The following is a 15603-nucleotide window of genomic DNA, read 5'->3' as shown; positions in this document are numbered from 1 at the left end:
GGATAAGAAAATGTATCAATATAAACGAGAAATGAAGACGGTTTAGTTTACTTAAAGTTACAACCGATTGCCTCTATAAACAAAGCAGTCGGTTTTTCTTTGTAAGCAAGGGAAGCATATAACCGTTTGTAATATAGTATTTTGGTATCCAATTCCGTTTTGAATATGAAATAAATGAAGATATAATTGACTAGTTATGTTATTTATTATGAGAGTTATCGTGTGCAAGGAAATCGATCCGTCGGCCCACTTCCCTTTTACACGGGCACAAGTGCAACATATACCCAAGCAAGCTTTCGTAGTGTTTTCTATGCCGTGGCGTTTTCCATAGCGGTTATTACGCATAAAATTCATTTCAAAATAACCACTTTCAATCACCGTTACTCATTGATTGCGGCTTTTATAGGATTCAACAACTAATCTTTGACTTACTAAAAGGACTGGGGAGTTTCCTGTTTTCTTTAAATAACTAAATTAACATTGACTTGTTGGACGTCTTACCTATATAATAAAAATAACTAAAGAAAGGGTTTTCATTTCGAGTATTACAACCTTCAAATTTAATCAAATTGGAAATAAGGAGGAGATTATAAAAGATTTGTTTTATTAAACAAAAGGATTGTTTCATTTTTGTTACAAAAATATTTTTTTTGTGATATGTTTTTTACAAATTGTATTTATAATTTACTTTAATAGTGGTACTATTAATTCAGCTTTCAGAAAAATTCATCATGAAAAGATGTCCTGAAAGAATCATGCAAGGAGAACACTTTTCAATAATGTGATATTCCTTACATAATAAAAAAACAGGAGGGGACACGATGAAAAATCGTATATTTTTATTGTTTATTTTAGTGTTAACATTAGGTCTGTTTTTAACTGCTTGTGGTACAGAAACAGAAGAAGAGGGCACTGACGACAATTCAGGTACAGAAACAGAAGGTGCAGAAGAAAATACAAAAGAAGCTACTGAAGAGGAAGCTGCGTCTGGTGATTACAAAATTGCAATGGTTACAGATATTGGTGGGGTAGATGACAAATCTTTCAACCAATCGGCCTGGGAAGGTATTACAGCATGGGGCGAGGAAAATGGATTAGTTGAAGATGAAGGATATGATTATGCACAATCAAATGAAAAAGCAGATTATATGCCGAACATTACTCGTTTTGTTCGTGACGAATATAATTTAGTATATGGTATTGGTTTCGAATTGAAAGAAGATATTCAAACAGCTGCAGATCAATATCCAGATACTAACTTTGCTATAGTTGATGATACAGTAGATGCTTCTAATGCTGTTAGTATTACATTTAAAGAGCATCAAGGAAGCTTTTTAGTTGGTGTGGCAGCAGCACTAAAAACGTCAACAGATAAACTTGGATTTGTTGGAGGGGTTGATTCACCTTTAATTAAAAAATTCGAGTCTGGTTTTATTGCTGGTGCTAAATCAGTAAATCCTGATATTGAAGTTGACGTTCAGTATGCAGAATCATTCGCAGATGCTGCAAAAGGTAAATTAATAGCGACAAACATGTATGATAGTGGTATTGATGTTATTTATCATGCTTCAGGTGCTACTGGTAACGGGGTATTCAACCAAGCGAAGGATATAAAACAAAATGATCCTGAAAGAGAAATCTGGGTGATTGGTGTGGACCGTGATCAGCACGAAGAAGGACAAATCAATGATCATAATGTAACATTAACTTCAATGGTAAAACGTGTAGATGTAGCAGTTCAGGATGTTGCTAATCGTGGAATGAATGGTGAATTTCCTGGTGGAGAATTACTGGAATATGGTATTGAAGAAGATGGTATAACATTTGCTACAACAAATGAAGAAGCAATGACAGAAGATATTATTACTACTGTCGAGGAATGGCAAGAGAAGCTTCTGAATGGTGAAGTAGAAGCACCTAAAACAACAGAAGAGTTAGAAGCGTACGAAGATTCATTATAAAGTTTTACAGAGAAGGCTTTAGCTTAGCCTTCTCTACTCTTTTGTTAATTAAGAAAACATGCAATAAAAAAGCCTTTTCTATAAAAAAAGACTTTTTTATTGCACATTTTCAAGCAACAAATGATATAAATAGTATGTTTTTATAGGGGTGAAATGAGTGGAATACGCAATAGAGATGCTAAATATCCGAAAAGAATTCCCTGGTATTGTAGCGAACGATAATATTACCATCCAGTTACAAAAAGGGGAAATACATGCTTTATTAGGTGAAAATGGAGCAGGTAAATCAACATTAATGAATGTGTTGTTTGGTTTATACCAGCCTGAAAAAGGGGAAATTCGTGTCAACGGTAAAGAAGTACATATCACGAATCCAAATATTGCCAACGATTTAGGAATCGGAATGGTACACCAACATTTTATGTTAGTAGAACCTTTTACGGTTACACAAAACATTGTGTTGGGAAGTGAACCCACGAATAAGCTTGGGAAAATTGACCTTGCTAAGGCTAGAAATGAAATACAAGCATTATCTGATCGATATGGATTACAGGTCAATCCTGATGCAAAGATAAGTGAAATATCGGTAGGTATGCAGCAACGTGTAGAAATTTTAAAGACACTTTATCGAGGTGCCGAGGTATTAATTTTTGATGAACCTACTGCTGTTTTAACACCGCAGGAGATTAAAGAATTGATTGAAATTATGCGTTCCTTAATTAAGGAAGGAAAATCGATTATTTTAATTACTCATAAGTTAAAGGAAATTATGGAAGTGTGTGATCGATGTACTGTTATCCGTAAAGGAAAAGGGATTGGAACGGTTAATGTTTCAGAAACCAATACAACGGATCTTGCTTCCTTAATGGTTGGACGTGAAGTAAGCTTTAAAACAGAAAAAATAGTAGCACAGCCTACAGACACGGTTCTGCAAATTAAAGATTTATATGTAAGAGATGCACGTAAAGTAGATTTGGTAAAGGGATTGGACCTAGAAGTCCGTGCTGGAGAAATTGTCGGAATAGCGGGAGTAGATGGTAATGGACAATCGGAATTAGTAGAAGCCATTACAGGATTAAGCAAAGCGAGAGCGGGATCGATTAAGGTGAATAACAAAGAAATTTCGAATCTTTCTCCTCGTAAAATTACCGAAAGTGGTGTAGGACATATTCCACAGGATCGACATAAATATGGATTAGTATTAGATTATACCATTGGTGAGAATATTGTATTGCAAACCTATTATCAAAAACCTTATTCAAAAGCTAAAGTTCTGAGCTATAAAGAAATCTTTGATAAGGCGAACAAAATTATTGAGGAATATGATGTGAGAACACCTAGTGTTTATACGAAAGCGCGGGCACTTTCTGGTGGTAATCAACAAAAGGCAATTATAGGTCGGGAGGTAGACCGATCGCCAAACTTATTAATTGCTACGCAACCAACTCGTGGTTTAGATGTAGGAGCAATTGAGTTTATTCATCAAAAATTAATTGAAGAGCGTGATAAAGGAAGAGCGATTTTACTCGTATCCTTTGAGTTAGATGAAATTATCAATGTTAGTGACCGGATTGCCGTTATGTTTGATGGAAAAGTAGTAGCTAACGTTAAACCAGAAGAAACCAATGAACAAGAACTTGGGCTGCTTATGGCAGGAAGCCAAGTGAACAAGGCAGGTGAGACAAGTCAATGACATCTAACAGCAAACATTTTGGATTATTAGTTCCTATTATTTCTGTGATTATTGGTTTAATAGCCGGTGCTATCATTATGTTATTATCTGGTCACAATCCGATCGAAGGTTATGCGGCTTTATGGGCAGGTGCTTTCGGTGATTCGTATACGATTGGTGAGACCATTCGCCGTTCTACACCATTAATTTTAACCGGTTTAGCAGTTGCATTTGCTTTTAAAACGGGTCTGTTCAATATTGGGGCAGAGGGCCAAGTAATTGTTGGTTGGCTTGCAGCTGTTTGGATAGGGCTTGCTATTGATGCACCGATGATTATTCATTTACCAGTTGCTATCTTAGCTGGTGCTATTGCTGGTGGTCTGTGGGGCTTCTTACCAGGCTTATTGAAAGCAAAACTAGGTGTACATGAAGTTATTATTACAATTATGATGAATTATATTGCCTTACATGTAACAAATGCTATTATTCGTAATGTTCTTACAGATCAAGGTACAACAACAGAGCCGATAGCAGGAACAGCTTCGTTGGCATCTGAATGGTTACAAAGCATTACTTTTTATTCGAGAATTCATTATGGTATTTTAATCGCTTTATTTGCAGCGTTTATCATGTGGTTTATTATTGAGCGAACCAGCTATGGTTACGAGCTTAAAGCAGTAGGATTTAATCGTCATGCATCCAATTATGCTGGTATGAATGTGAGTAAAAATATCATTTTATCAATGGTTATTGGTGGTGGCTTTGCAGGTCTTGCTGGTGCTATGGAAGGCCTTGGAACATATGGAACTATTTCTGTCATGTCTGGTTTTACAAATCTGGGGTTTGATGGAATCGCTGTTGCATTACTCGGAGCTAACAATGCATTTGGTGTGATACTGGCAGGTCTACTCTTTGGTGTGCTAAAAGAGGGTGCAGGGGAAATGCCTACAACAGCAGGTGTACCAACAGAACTTGTTGATATTATCATCGCTCTTATCATTTTCTTTGTGGCATCTAGCTATATTATACGTTGGGCTTTATCTCGCTTTAAGAAGGAGGGGAAATAGATGTTTGAAGCATTACAATCGATTATTCCAACCGTTCTATTCTATTCTGCTCCTCTTATTTTAACGGCTTTAGGTGGAGTCTTTAGTGAAAGATCAGGTGTTGTTAATATAGGTTTAGAAGGCCTCATGGTTATGGGGGCATTTGTTGGTATCGTCTTTAATTTAACATTTGCGGATCTATTTGGAATTTGGACACCTTGGATCTCCATATTAGTGGCCATGGTGATTGGATCGATTTTCTCGATCATACATGCGGTTGCCTCTGTCACTTTCTATGCCAATCAGGTTGTCAGTGGGGTAGCAATTAATATGCTCGCATTGGGGATCGGGGTATACTTAACGAAGGTTTGGTATGGTAAGGGACAGACCGATATGGTGGATCGCCCATTTTACACGATGGATGTTCCAATACTAGCTGATATTCCAATCATCGGTCCTATCTTTTTTGAAGGGATTTATATTACTTCTTATCTTGCTCTTATTTTGGCTTTTGTGGCTTGGTATGTATTATATCAGACACCATTTGGTTTACGTTTGCGAGCTGTTGGAGAACACCCAATGGCAGCAGATACGAATGGTATTAAAGTAGAGAGAATGCGTTATATCGCTGTATTACTTTCTGGTGCATTTGGAGGATTAGGTGGCTCTGTATTTGCTTTAACAATTGCATCGAACTTTTCCCATGCTACAATCGTCGGGCAAGGATTTATGGCTCTGGCTGCCGTTATTTTCGGTAAATGGCATCCGCTTGGAGCAATGGGGGCAGCGTTATTCTTTGGTCTTGCACAAAGTTTAAGTGTGGTAAGTTCTGGAATACCTCTGTTAGCAGATATTCCACAAGTTATTTTGCTGATCGCACCTTATTTACTGACAATACTAGCGTTGGCAGGTTTCATCGGACGTGCCGATGCCCCACGCGCAAATGGAGTTCCTTATTTAAAAGGTGGCAGATAAAGTGGAAATTCTCAGTTACATCCGTGTTAAATAGTACGATAAAACAGTCTTGTTTTCATTAACAAGACTGTTTTTTTTATAAGCAAGGAAAGCATAATAAGTGGTATCAAGGCATTTGTTATCAAAGTAGTCATTTTGTGTAGGGATCCATTGCTTCGGCTGTCCACTTCCCTTTTACCACGGGCACAAGTGCAACATCTACTCAAGCAAGCTTTCGTAGTGTTTTCTATGCAGTGGCGTTCTCCCTTCAGATAACTTTTCCGAGCACAAATCGCTCAAAAAAGTGGATCTTCAGGGAAAACAAATGCCACAGGAGTGGAAGCGGACGACCTACGCTATACAGTGGTTCTACAATGATTGTGACAGCTAACTTGTAGAGTTTTAATAGCGAGATGAAGGACAAAAAAAGCGAAAATCGAGAAAAACTGTCTCTCATAAGCGAGATGAAAGACAAAAAAAGTGAAAAGAGAGGAAAATTGTCTCTCATAGGCGAATAGGAAGCAGAAAAAGAACGAGCTTAAAAGTCGCTTATCACTACTTACACCCACCCATTGTAGCGCATTAATTAACGCAGGCGGCCACTTCGACTCCGCATTTGTCAGTGTGATCTGAAGATCCATTTTGTAAAATGAATTTCTTTACGAAAGTTAGCTGAAGACCCACCCCTTGGTATAGGATACACTGCGAAAGCTTGCTTGAGCAGATGTTGACTTATGCCCTATGGGTAAAAGCGAAATGAGCAAGCCGGAGCGGGTGATAAATTTATTATACATTTCAAAATTACTATTAAAAGGACCGGGTGGGCCCGGTTTTTCTTAAAGAAAAAAGCATATAATCCTTGTTAATTACGTATTGTCATCTCAGTTGATTCCAAAGCTACAATTTTTGCAAAGCGGGACTTTGCGCACCTATAATTAATGCAACATATATAATTAAATATTGTCATTATATCTCTGAAATACTATACTATTTATAAAAATAATGTATAATATATGATATGAAGTAGATCAGAAAGGGGTTCGCTCCATAGTGAATACGAAATTTTTAGATTTATTAGCACAAAAATTTGATTGTGAAGAAAAAGTGGTTACAGAAATTATTAATTTAGAAGCCATATTAAATCTTCCTAAAGGTACGGAGCATTTTGTCAGTGATTTACATGGAGAATATCAAGCATTTCAACATGTATTGCGGAATGGTTCAGGAAAAGTGAAGGAAAAAATAAGAGACATTTTTAAAACAGAGTTATCGGAAACCGAAATAAATGATTTTGCGGCATTAGTATACTATCCAGAAGACAAATTGAAGTTAATTAAAAGCAATTTTGATAATAAGGAAGAATTAAATATTTGGTACAAAGAAAAGATGGAACAAATGATACAACTTATATCTTATGCCTCTTCCAAATATACTCGATCTAAATTGCGTAAGGCTTTACCAACACAGTTCGTTTATGTTGTCGAAGAATTGTTATATAAAACAGATGAATACACGAATAAAAAGCCCTATTATCAAAAAATTACCCAGGAAATTATATCACTTGGTCAAGCAGACAAATTAATTACAGGTCTTGCATATACAACTCAACAATTAGTGGTCGATCACCTTCATGTGGTAGGCGATATCTATGACAGAGGACCTGAACCTGATAAAATTATGGATACCTTAATTAACTATCATTCTGTAGATATCCAGTGGGGAAATCATGACGTATTATGGATCGGTGCTTTTGCGGGATCAAAGGTTTGTCTTGCAAATATTATTCGAATTTGCGCACGTTACGATAACTTAGATATTATTGAGGACGTTTATGGAATAAACCTTCGACCACTTCTCAATTTGGCAGAGAAGTACTATGAAGATAATCCAGCTTTCAGACCAAAAATTCATTCAAGTAAGCCTTTGACAGAAGAACAATCACAGATTACTAAAATACACCAGGCAATTGCTATTATTCAGTTTAAATTAGAAAGCCCAATCATAAAAAGACGTCCCTATTTTAATATGTCTGAACGGCTTCTGCTAGAAAAAGTAGATTATGAAAAAAATGAAATAACGATCTATGGAAATACGTATCCGTTGGAAAATACTTGTTTTGCTACGATTAATCCAGATCAGCCGGATCAACTTTTAAAAGAAGAAGAACAAGTGATCAATAAGTTACTATTTTCTGTTCAAAATTCTGAAAAATTAGCAAGACATATGAAGTTTCTAATGAAAAAAGGTAGTCTATATTTGAAATATAATGGTAACTTATTAATTCATGGTTGCATGCCAATCGATAATCAAGGTAACATGGAACAAATGCAAATTGAAGATCAAACATATGCGGGCCGTAACTTACTAGATGTATTTGAACAATATTTACGCTATGCCTTCTCCCATCGTGAAAAAACAGATGATCTCGCAACAGATATGGCATGGTATTTATGGACAGGTGAGTACTCATCCCTTTTTGGAAAGAGGGCTATGACAACCTTTGAGAGATATTTTATAAATGATAAGACCACACATAAAGAGAAAAAAAATCCTTACTATTATTTGAGGGAGAATGAAGAAACGTGCCGTAAAATTTTGGAGGAGTTTGATCTGGATCCCGATCAAGGTCATATTATCAATGGTCATACACCAGTAAAAGAAATAGACGGAGAGAATCCGATTAAAGCAGATGCCAAAATGATTGTGATCGATGGTGGATTTTCAAAAGCATACCAATCGACAACAGGCATCGCAGGGTATACTTTATTGTATAACTCGTACGGTATGCAGCTTGTTGCCCATCAACAATTTAAGTCAAAAGAAGATGTTTTGCTAAATGGCACAGATGTTTTGTCGGTTAAAAGAGTAGTAGATAAAGAGTTGGAAAGAAAAAAAGTATTGGAAACAAATGTGGGTAAAGAATTATTAGAGGAAATTGACATGCTGAAAAGTTTGATGGAGTACCGTTATATGAACTAATGTCCATAGCGCATAACGATTATTAATCGTTATGCGCTTTTTATGAGTAAAGCATATAATCCGCGGTATCAACTCTGTTTCAAAGTAACTATTTCGAAATATAGTGACTATTAATCTATCGCTTCGGCTGTCCACTTCCCTTTCCATGGCGTTTTCCCTTCAGCTAACTTTTTCGAGCAAAAACCGCTCAAAAAAGTGGATCTTCAGGTAAAACAGATGCCCTAGGAGTGGAAGCGGACGGCCTACGCTATATGGTGGTTCTACATCATTTGTGACAGCTAACTGTCGAGGTTTATTAACAATATGAAATAAAAGTCGCGATATCACTATTTACACTCATTGTAGCGCATTATTTAGCGAAGTGGGCAAGCCGTAGCGGGTTTTAAAGCTATAATCCATTCCGGGTGGGCTTTTCCGTTTTTCTTAGTGACATTTTTAAACTTGAAAGATGCATGTGTTTATATTTTTACTTACATGGGAAAAATAATTACATATTAGCAAGTAATGGAGAAGTGATTATGATAAAAAATAATATCCCTCAAGATAAAGGTTTAGATCATACGTTGCAAGTACTGAAAGAAGGATATCATTTCATAATGAATCGATCCGAAAAGTTCGATTCACGCATTTTCGAAACAAGGCTATTAGGGGAAAAGGTAATTTGTTTAATAGGTAAGGAACACGCAGGGTTGTTTTATGATAATGAAAAATTTATTCGAAAAGGTGCAGCACCTGGCAGAATTCAAAAAACTTTGTTTGGTTTAGGGGGTGTTCAAGGATTAGATGGGAGAGAACATCATCATCGTAAGGCGATGTTTATGTCATTAATGACAGAAGATAAGCTAAAAGAAATTACAACAATGACACAGGTAGAGTGGATGAATGAATTCTCGGGATTATACCAAAAAGATGTCAATGTTTATGAGGCTGCAAAGCGAGTGTTGACGAGAGTTGCATTACGCTGGACAGGAATGCCAAGCGAAGAGGATGATCTAGAAAAATGGGTGAATGAACTGAGTAATTTATTTGAAAATACTGCCAAAATAGGTCCGAAACATTGGAAGGCTCGAAGTTCTCGGACAAAGGCGGAAGATTTTTTGATTGAAGTAGTTAAAAAAGTCCGTGATCAGAGACTGAATGTTGAAAAGGATAGGGCGGTTTATCAGTTTTCATGGCATTGTGATTCACAAGGGGATTTGTTAGATCCTCATACTGTAGCTGTAGAACTGTTGAACTTATTACGTCCTATTGTTGCAATTTCTGTATATGTCGATTTTATGCTTTTAGCCATACATGACTTTCCTGAAGAAACGATTGAACTTAAAAATGGCAATGATGATGAATTAAAATACTTCATTCAAGAGGTTAGAAGATACTATCCTTTCTTTCCCTTTACAACTGCGAGGGTCAAAAGAGACTTTATTTGGAACGATTATAGGTTTAAAAAAGGAAGATTGACCTTATTGGATTTATATGGGACCAATCATGATCCAGCAATTTGGAGCAGCCCTGATCAATTTTATCCAAGTAGATTTGAGAGTTGGCAAGGCTCACCATTTGATTTTATTCCTCAAGGGGGTGGTGAATTTGATATTGGTCACCGTTGTGCAGGCGAGTGGATAACCATCGATATCCTGAAGGCAACCTTAGATTATTTTATTAACCGAATTAAATATGATTTTCCTGTCCAAGACTTTGATTACAGTATGAATCAGATTCCGTCCTTGCCTAAAAGCAGAATCGTTATTAGTAATGTGCGTAATATTTAAAAGGAGGAGAGATAAAATGAGTGAAAAAAGAGAAAGAGAAGAGGTAAAAAACAAGGAAAAGGTAGATAATCAACGTGAAAGTGTGCATGATGAAAAGCGTCCGGATTTGTATAAATTTAAAGAACAGCAACTCGTAGACGATATCCCATTAAAAGATTTAGAAATAGAAGAAAAGAATAACAAGAAAAAGCATCATAGTCAAAGTACTTCTCAGTCAGAAGAAAAATATAAAAGATAGGCTTGAACAAAAGATTTATCGGACAAATCGAGAAGAAAAGCGACCTCTTTTGTCTGATTAAACAATATATCGGCCAAACCGAGAAGAAAAGAAGGTCTCATTTGTCCGATAAACGAATATATCGGCGAAAACAAGTGGGATAGCTCCCCTCATTTGTCCGATAAACGTATTCACACAATAATAAGAAAGGTGTCGCCATAGCATTTGGCGACACCTTTTTCTTCTTAGAATTCCTCGTATACAGCCGGATTTTGATCATTTATTCTACCATCTGGTCGAGTTAGATTAGCAATTGAATCCATATCTTCATAATCTAGAGCAAAGTCAAATATAGAGATATTCTCTAATTGACGTGACGGAGAAGAAGACTTTGGAATACTCACAGCCCCGAGCTGATAATGCCAGCGTAGTATGACTTGTGGGATGGTTTTGTTATATTTATTCGCAATTGCTTGAATCGTCTCATTTTCAAATACATCACTTCCGCGTGAAAGGGGACTCCAGGACTCTGTTATGACTTCATGTTTCTCATGCCATTTCCTTTGTTCTTCTTGATTGAAAAAAGGATGAAGCTCAATTTGATTAATCGTTGGTAATATACCAGTTTCATTCTCCAAACGCTCTAAATGCTCTGGTAAGAAGTTACTCACTCCGATTGAGCGAATCAATCCCCATTTTTTTGCATCGATTAATGCTTGCCATGCTTCTATATATTTTCCTTGAATTGGGTTTGGCCAATGGATAATATATAAATCATAATAGTCTAAATTTGCTCGATATAATGATTCCTGTATGGTTGTAACAGCATCATGATAACTATGGTATCGACCTGGCAGTTTTGACGTAATGCGTAAATCTTCTCTTGAAACGGTAGTTTTTCGGACTGCCTCACCCACAGTTCCTTCATTTTCATAGTTATAGGCAGCATCAATTAAACGGTATCCATTATCAATCGCACTAGTGATGGCTGTAACTCCATCACTTCCTTTAAGCTTTGCTGTACCCAGACCAATTACCGGAATTTTTAATCCGTCATGTAAAGTTACTTCAGGTATTTGCGAACTCATTATCCCACTCCTTATATAATAGGTTATATCTATTTATTACCACTAATTAGATGGTTTGTAAACGTAAACAACGGAAGATCAAGGTAAAACTTTTTCTTTTCTCTATTCACAAAATTTGGTAACCTATACATAGGTCATGTGGTGGAGGTTGTGAAATGAAAAATAAATTGTTAGGTATAATAGGCTGGATAGTTGCTCTCGGACTGGGTGTTGCTGTGATCGGTCTAGCTATTTTTATCATATTCGCTTTGGTATCAGAAGATAATGTAGACTCAGCTAATCAAGAAGAATTAGTTAAATCTGAGAGAAAAGATTCAGACACAGTAGCGGAAAAAGAATCAGAGCAACAAGACCAAGAAAGTATTCAAGAAGAAGTACAAGAAGTAGATGAAGAAAAAATATTAAGTGAGAATTCCTTCATGAATACGCTACATAAAATGACACACCAAAAAATTCACGCCAATGAGAAATGGGGAGCCGTTGAAATAACACCAGAGCGTATTAATTTAATGCTTGACATTGCCAAAGATTCTACATTTACTCATAGGGAGTTTTATATGGATGCGTTAACTGCCTGGAAAAATGGAGACTTTAGTAATGCAGTAGAGGTGCATAATTATATTTGGGAAAGACAAAATGGAACGATAGGCCGAGCATCAAGGCTTTTAACTGAGGAAGAAGAACGACAATATGTAGAAATGTATTTTGAGTGAAAATGGAGTATGACAGAATAATAGATTATATGTTGAAAAAGATTTACATCAACTAAAGGAAGGCGAAGAGATGTTTCTAAAGCGAATTACACTTCAACAAGAAACAATATCATCCTGTCAAAAGTATCCTTTTACCATACCGGCAATAAAAAATTTAAGAGAACTAAATATTACTAGTAATATCACTTTTTTTGCAGGTGAAAATGGCTCGGGTAAATCGACACTACTTGAAGCAATCGCAGAAAAGGCAGGTTTTAATACGGCTGGAGGAGGGCGAAATAATGTCTATCATGTCGAGGCTGCTGAGTCAGCACTGGCAGATTATATTCGACTTTCATGGTTACCAAAAGTAACAAATGGTTTCTTTCTTAGAGCAGAAACGTTTTACCAATTTGCTTCCCATATTGATGAAGTAGAAGCAACTCATGCGTATGGCGGCAGATCTCTTCACCAGCAATCACATGGGGAATCCTTTTTGTCGTTATTTCAGCATCGTTTTCACCAAAAGGCTATATACTTATTAGATGAGCCGGAAGCCGCATTATCGCCACAACGACAGCTTGCTTTTATGCGTGTTTTACACGATTTATCAACGGATGGAAATAGTCAATTTATTATCGCTACTCATTCACCAATTTTGTTAGGGTATCCTGATTCTGACATTTTTAGTTTTGACAACGGTGAAATTAGTAAAGTGAATTATGAGGAAACCGATCATTATCAAATAACAAAATCTTTTCTCGACAATCGAGAGCGATATTTACATGAATTATTTAAAAATGAAGAATGATTTAGATTCTGTTGAAAGATGTAGAGTATAATTTCGTTCATACTCTACATCGTTAAAGCTATCTAATAGAATAATGACGAATTTGCTAGGCGTGAGCCCGCTTAAAGCTAACTGTTGCAATCGCTACAAATAAAATAGCAAATGCAAAGACAAATAAAATCTCCTCAAATACAGTAACCTGGCGACCAAATACTGTTAAATTAAGTCCCATTGTTTCCCTCACTGTTGCAGATAAGCTATCGACATCAATCATTATTTTTTTCATGACATCAACCCCATATGTAACAGGATTTATTTTTACAATCACATCGAGCCAAAAAGGCATATTATTAATTGGAAATAATGCTCCAGATAAGAATACCATCGGCATGACAAGAATCTGTACAATTAATTGAAATCCTTGTGTTGATTTGATCATACTTGCAAACAATAAGCCAACACCAGATAATGCTGCTCCAAGTAAAAACATGAAGGGAATGACTAGAAGCAGCGAATATATGCTGTAGGATAATCCTAAAAATGGAATTAAAAGAAATAAAATAACGCCCTGAATGGTAGATACTGTTGCAGCGCCTAACATCTTTCCAATAGCGATGCTGACACGAGAGATGGGTGATACTAAAATTTCTTTCATGTAGCCAAAGTTTTTATCCTCAATGACAGACATCGCTGAAAAAATAGCAGTCATTAATAGAGTCATAGCCACAATCCCAGGAAATATAAATTCTACATAGTTGAAGCTCTCTGAACCTTCACCGAAATTCCCGGTCATCATTGTCTCCATAGTGCCACTAAGGCCACCACCAAATATTAATAAAAATAAAATAGGCATCGTAAAGGAGCCAAATAATCGGGCCCGATCCCTAAAAAACTTTTTTAAATCTCTTTGCCAAATAGCAATAATACCTTCCATTTCAAAACCTCCTTACTCTTTAATTTTTCGACCGGTAAATGCTAAAAACACATCATTTAATGTTGGTTTTCGTATATTTAATTTGGTAATAGGAATGTCTAACGTTTTTATGAATGAAGAAATAAAAGCATCACTGCTGGCAACTTTTAAATGAATGGTATCATCCTCTACTTTCACATCTGCATTATCGAATTTTTCGTTAATTTCTTCTAAGGCTGTTTGATTATCTTCTGTCGATAATTCAATAATGTCGCCACCTAACTGGTCTTTTAGCGCTTTTGGTGAATCGATTGCAATAATTTCTCCCTGATCCATAATGGCGACACGATCACTGATTTCCGCTTCATCTAAATAGTGCGTAGTGAGAAACATGGTGATGCCTTCTTTTTCTTTTAGTTTTAAAATATATTCCCATAAATGAGCCCGCGTGTTAGGGTCAAGACCAACTGTGGGTTCGTCTAGAAAAAGTACTTTTGGGTAATGCAGTAGTCCTCGCGCAATTTCCAGGCGCCTTTTCATTCCACCAGAGTATTCTTCGACTCGTTGATTCTGTTCATCGACTAAATCGACAATTTCTAATACCTCTTGAATCCGTGGATCCCGCTTTTCTTTCGGTACATTATAGAAACGACAGTGCAGTTTTAAATTTTCATTGGCAGTTAGTTTTTCGTCTAACGTGTTTTCCTGAAAAATAATGCCGATACTGCCACGAACATCGTCCTTTTGTTTATTGGCATTAAAACCATTAATGATGATTTCACCTGCTGTTGGTTTTAACATTGTACAAATCATATTAATCGTCGTACTTTTCCCAGCACCATTTGGTCCAAGAAAACCAAAGATTTCTCCTTCTTCTACATCAAAACTAATTCCTTTAACGGCATCTACTTTTTTATAGGTCTTTGTTAAGTTTTTGACAGAAATAATAGAATCCAATATGTAACCTCCTTACCATTATAATAGTTATGTTATAATAACTATTATCCATTGTATGGAATATAAAGTCAATTTTGATTAAGGAGCGAATGAGATGAACGAGCAAGATATGCTCACAAATGAGTTAGTCGAACAAGTTCTAACGGTATTACCGCAGCTTCCTAAAAAAATATTTGGTTTAGAACCATCTGTAAAAAGCGAAGGGCTTCATCCTTCTCATTTTCATGTCCTGCATATAGTAGAACAGGCTAATTCAATACAAATGACTGATATTGCAGCTAAATTAGCTATTAATAAATCGAATTTATCACCCCTGATCCGTAAACTTGTTGAAAGAGGCTATATCTCTAAAATAAAAGACAAGAGGGATCGGCGTATTACCCATATTGAAATGACGGTAAAAGGTCAACAGTTTTCACAAAAAAATAAATCGATTTTATATGAAAGCGTGCGAGAACGATTTTCTTCATTAGCGCAGGAAGATAAAAAAGAATTAAACGAAGCTTTTACTAAAATAAATCAAATATTATCTCAAATAGAAGAATAGGATACTGTCGGAATTCAC

General features: G+C 36.1%; 13 protein-coding genes. 10 read left to right on the top strand and 3 right to left on the bottom strand.

Annotated features, from left to right (window positions below):
• Nucleotides 1-821: 821 nt before the first annotated feature.
• The 7 genes from BUC25_RS12990 to BUC25_RS12960 all read left to right on the top strand — a co-directional run bounded on the left by BUC25_RS12990 (nucleotide 822) and on the right by BUC25_RS12960 (nucleotide 10619).
• Nucleotides 822-1961: a BMP family lipoprotein gene (locus tag BUC25_RS12990; protein ID WP_073202303.1), complete on the top strand. Its 1140-nt coding sequence runs from the start codon at nucleotides 822-824 to the stop codon at nucleotides 1959-1961.
• A gap of 157 nt (nucleotides 1962-2118) precedes the next feature.
• Nucleotides 2119-3654 carry an ABC transporter ATP-binding protein gene (locus BUC25_RS12985; protein WP_073202302.1) on the top strand — a complete coding sequence of 512 codons (1536 nt, stop codon included), beginning with the start codon at nucleotides 2119-2121 and terminating at the stop codon, nucleotides 3652-3654.
• The gene (locus tag BUC25_RS12980) at nucleotides 3651-4700 is read left to right on the top strand and encodes an ABC transporter permease (RefSeq protein ID WP_073202301.1); all 1050 of its coding nucleotides are present in this window, start codon (nucleotides 3651-3653) and stop codon (nucleotides 4698-4700) included. Before BUC25_RS12985 ends, BUC25_RS12980 begins: the two co-directional genes overlap by 4 nt.
• Entirely contained in the window at nucleotides 4701-5654 is a 954-nt protein-coding gene (locus BUC25_RS12975; protein WP_073202300.1) for an ABC transporter permease, read from the top strand.
• A 1029-nt stretch (nucleotides 5655-6683) separates the two neighbouring features.
• Nucleotides 6684-8612, top strand: a complete 1929-nt coding sequence (gene fbp, locus BUC25_RS12970; protein WP_073202299.1) for a fructose-1,6-bisphosphatase — start codon at nucleotides 6684-6686, stop codon at nucleotides 8610-8612.
• A gap of 518 nt (nucleotides 8613-9130) precedes the next feature.
• Entirely contained in the window at nucleotides 9131-10381 is a 1251-nt protein-coding gene (gene cypC / locus BUC25_RS12965) for a CYP152 family fatty-acid peroxygenase CypC (RefSeq protein ID WP_170862700.1), read from the top strand.
• A 16-nt stretch (nucleotides 10382-10397) separates the two neighbouring features.
• Nucleotides 10398-10619, top strand: coding sequence for a hypothetical protein (locus BUC25_RS12960; protein ID WP_073202298.1), 222 nt, complete (start codon nucleotides 10398-10400; stop codon nucleotides 10617-10619).
• A 224-nt stretch (nucleotides 10620-10843) separates the two neighbouring features.
• On the opposite strand, the gene BUC25_RS12955 is transcribed toward BUC25_RS12960, so the two are convergent.
• Nucleotides 10844-11686, bottom strand: a complete 843-nt coding sequence (locus tag BUC25_RS12955; protein WP_073202297.1) for an aldo/keto reductase — start codon at nucleotides 11684-11686, stop codon at nucleotides 10844-10846.
• 155 nt (nucleotides 11687-11841) lie between these two features.
• On the opposite strand from BUC25_RS12955, the gene BUC25_RS12950 reads away from it, so the two are divergent.
• Both BUC25_RS12950 and BUC25_RS12945 read left to right on the top strand, forming a co-directional pair.
• Nucleotides 11842-12399: a DUF6241 domain-containing protein gene (locus tag BUC25_RS12950; RefSeq protein ID WP_073202296.1), complete on the top strand. Its 558-nt coding sequence runs from the start codon at nucleotides 11842-11844 to the stop codon at nucleotides 12397-12399.
• Nucleotides 12400-12469: 70 nt separating this feature from the next.
• Nucleotides 12470-13189 carry an AAA family ATPase gene (locus BUC25_RS12945; protein WP_073202295.1) on the top strand — a complete coding sequence of 240 codons (720 nt, stop codon included), beginning with the start codon at nucleotides 12470-12472 and terminating at the stop codon, nucleotides 13187-13189.
• Nucleotides 13190-13274: 85 nt separating this feature from the next.
• On the opposite strand, the gene BUC25_RS12940 is transcribed toward BUC25_RS12945, so the two are convergent.
• The gene (locus BUC25_RS12940; RefSeq protein ID WP_073202294.1) at nucleotides 13275-14102 is read right to left on the bottom strand and encodes an ABC transporter permease; all 828 of its coding nucleotides are present in this window, start codon (nucleotides 14100-14102) and stop codon (nucleotides 13275-13277) included.
• Between the two features lie 12 nt (nucleotides 14103-14114).
• Nucleotides 14115-15038: an ATP-binding cassette domain-containing protein gene (locus BUC25_RS12935; protein ID WP_073202293.1), complete on the bottom strand. Its 924-nt coding sequence runs from the start codon at nucleotides 15036-15038 to the stop codon at nucleotides 14115-14117.
• A gap of 94 nt (nucleotides 15039-15132) precedes the next feature.
• Here BUC25_RS12935 and BUC25_RS12930 point away from each other — a divergent pair, with 94 nt between their 5' ends.
• The gene (locus BUC25_RS12930; protein WP_073202292.1) at nucleotides 15133-15585 is read left to right on the top strand and encodes a MarR family winged helix-turn-helix transcriptional regulator; all 453 of its coding nucleotides are present in this window, start codon (nucleotides 15133-15135) and stop codon (nucleotides 15583-15585) included.
• The last annotated feature ends 18 nt before the right edge of the window (nucleotides 15586-15603 follow it).

The sequence above is a fragment of the Gracilibacillus kekensis genome, assembly GCF_900143085.1.
Classification (GTDB): Bacteria; Bacillota; Bacilli; order Bacillales; family Amphibacillaceae; genus Gracilibacillus; species Gracilibacillus kekensis.
Note: the sequence above shows the minus strand (reverse complement) of the source record. Positions and strands in the feature narration are given on the sequence as shown.

Bases quoted from the DNA above. Each gene is read 5' to 3' on its own strand.
- BUC25_RS12980 (WP_073202301.1), top strand. From the start codon at position 3,651: ATGACATCTAACAGCAAACATTTTGGATTATTAGTTCCTATTATTTCT.
- BUC25_RS12950 (WP_073202296.1), top strand. From the start codon at position 11,842: ATGAAAAATAAATTGTTAGGTATAATAGGCTGGATAGTTGCTCTCGGA.
- cypC (WP_170862700.1), top strand. From the start codon at position 9,131: ATGATAAAAAATAATATCCCTCAAGATAAAGGTTTAGATCATACGTTG.
- BUC25_RS12940 (WP_073202294.1), bottom strand. From the start codon at position 14,102: ATGGAAGGTATTATTGCTATTTGGCAAAGAGATTTAAAAAAGTTTTTT.
- BUC25_RS12975 (WP_073202300.1), top strand. From the start codon at position 4,701: ATGTTTGAAGCATTACAATCGATTATTCCAACCGTTCTATTCTATTCT.
- BUC25_RS12945 (WP_073202295.1), top strand. From the start codon at position 12,470: ATGTTTCTAAAGCGAATTACACTTCAACAAGAAACAATATCATCCTGT.
- BUC25_RS12930 (WP_073202292.1), top strand. From the start codon at position 15,133: ATGAACGAGCAAGATATGCTCACAAATGAGTTAGTCGAACAAGTTCTA.
- BUC25_RS12990 (WP_073202303.1), top strand. From the start codon at position 822: ATGAAAAATCGTATATTTTTATTGTTTATTTTAGTGTTAACATTAGGT.
- BUC25_RS12960 (WP_073202298.1), top strand. From the start codon at position 10,398: ATGAGTGAAAAAAGAGAAAGAGAAGAGGTAAAAAACAAGGAAAAGGTA.
- BUC25_RS12955 (WP_073202297.1), bottom strand. From the start codon at position 11,686: ATGAGTTCGCAAATACCTGAAGTAACTTTACATGACGGATTAAAAATT.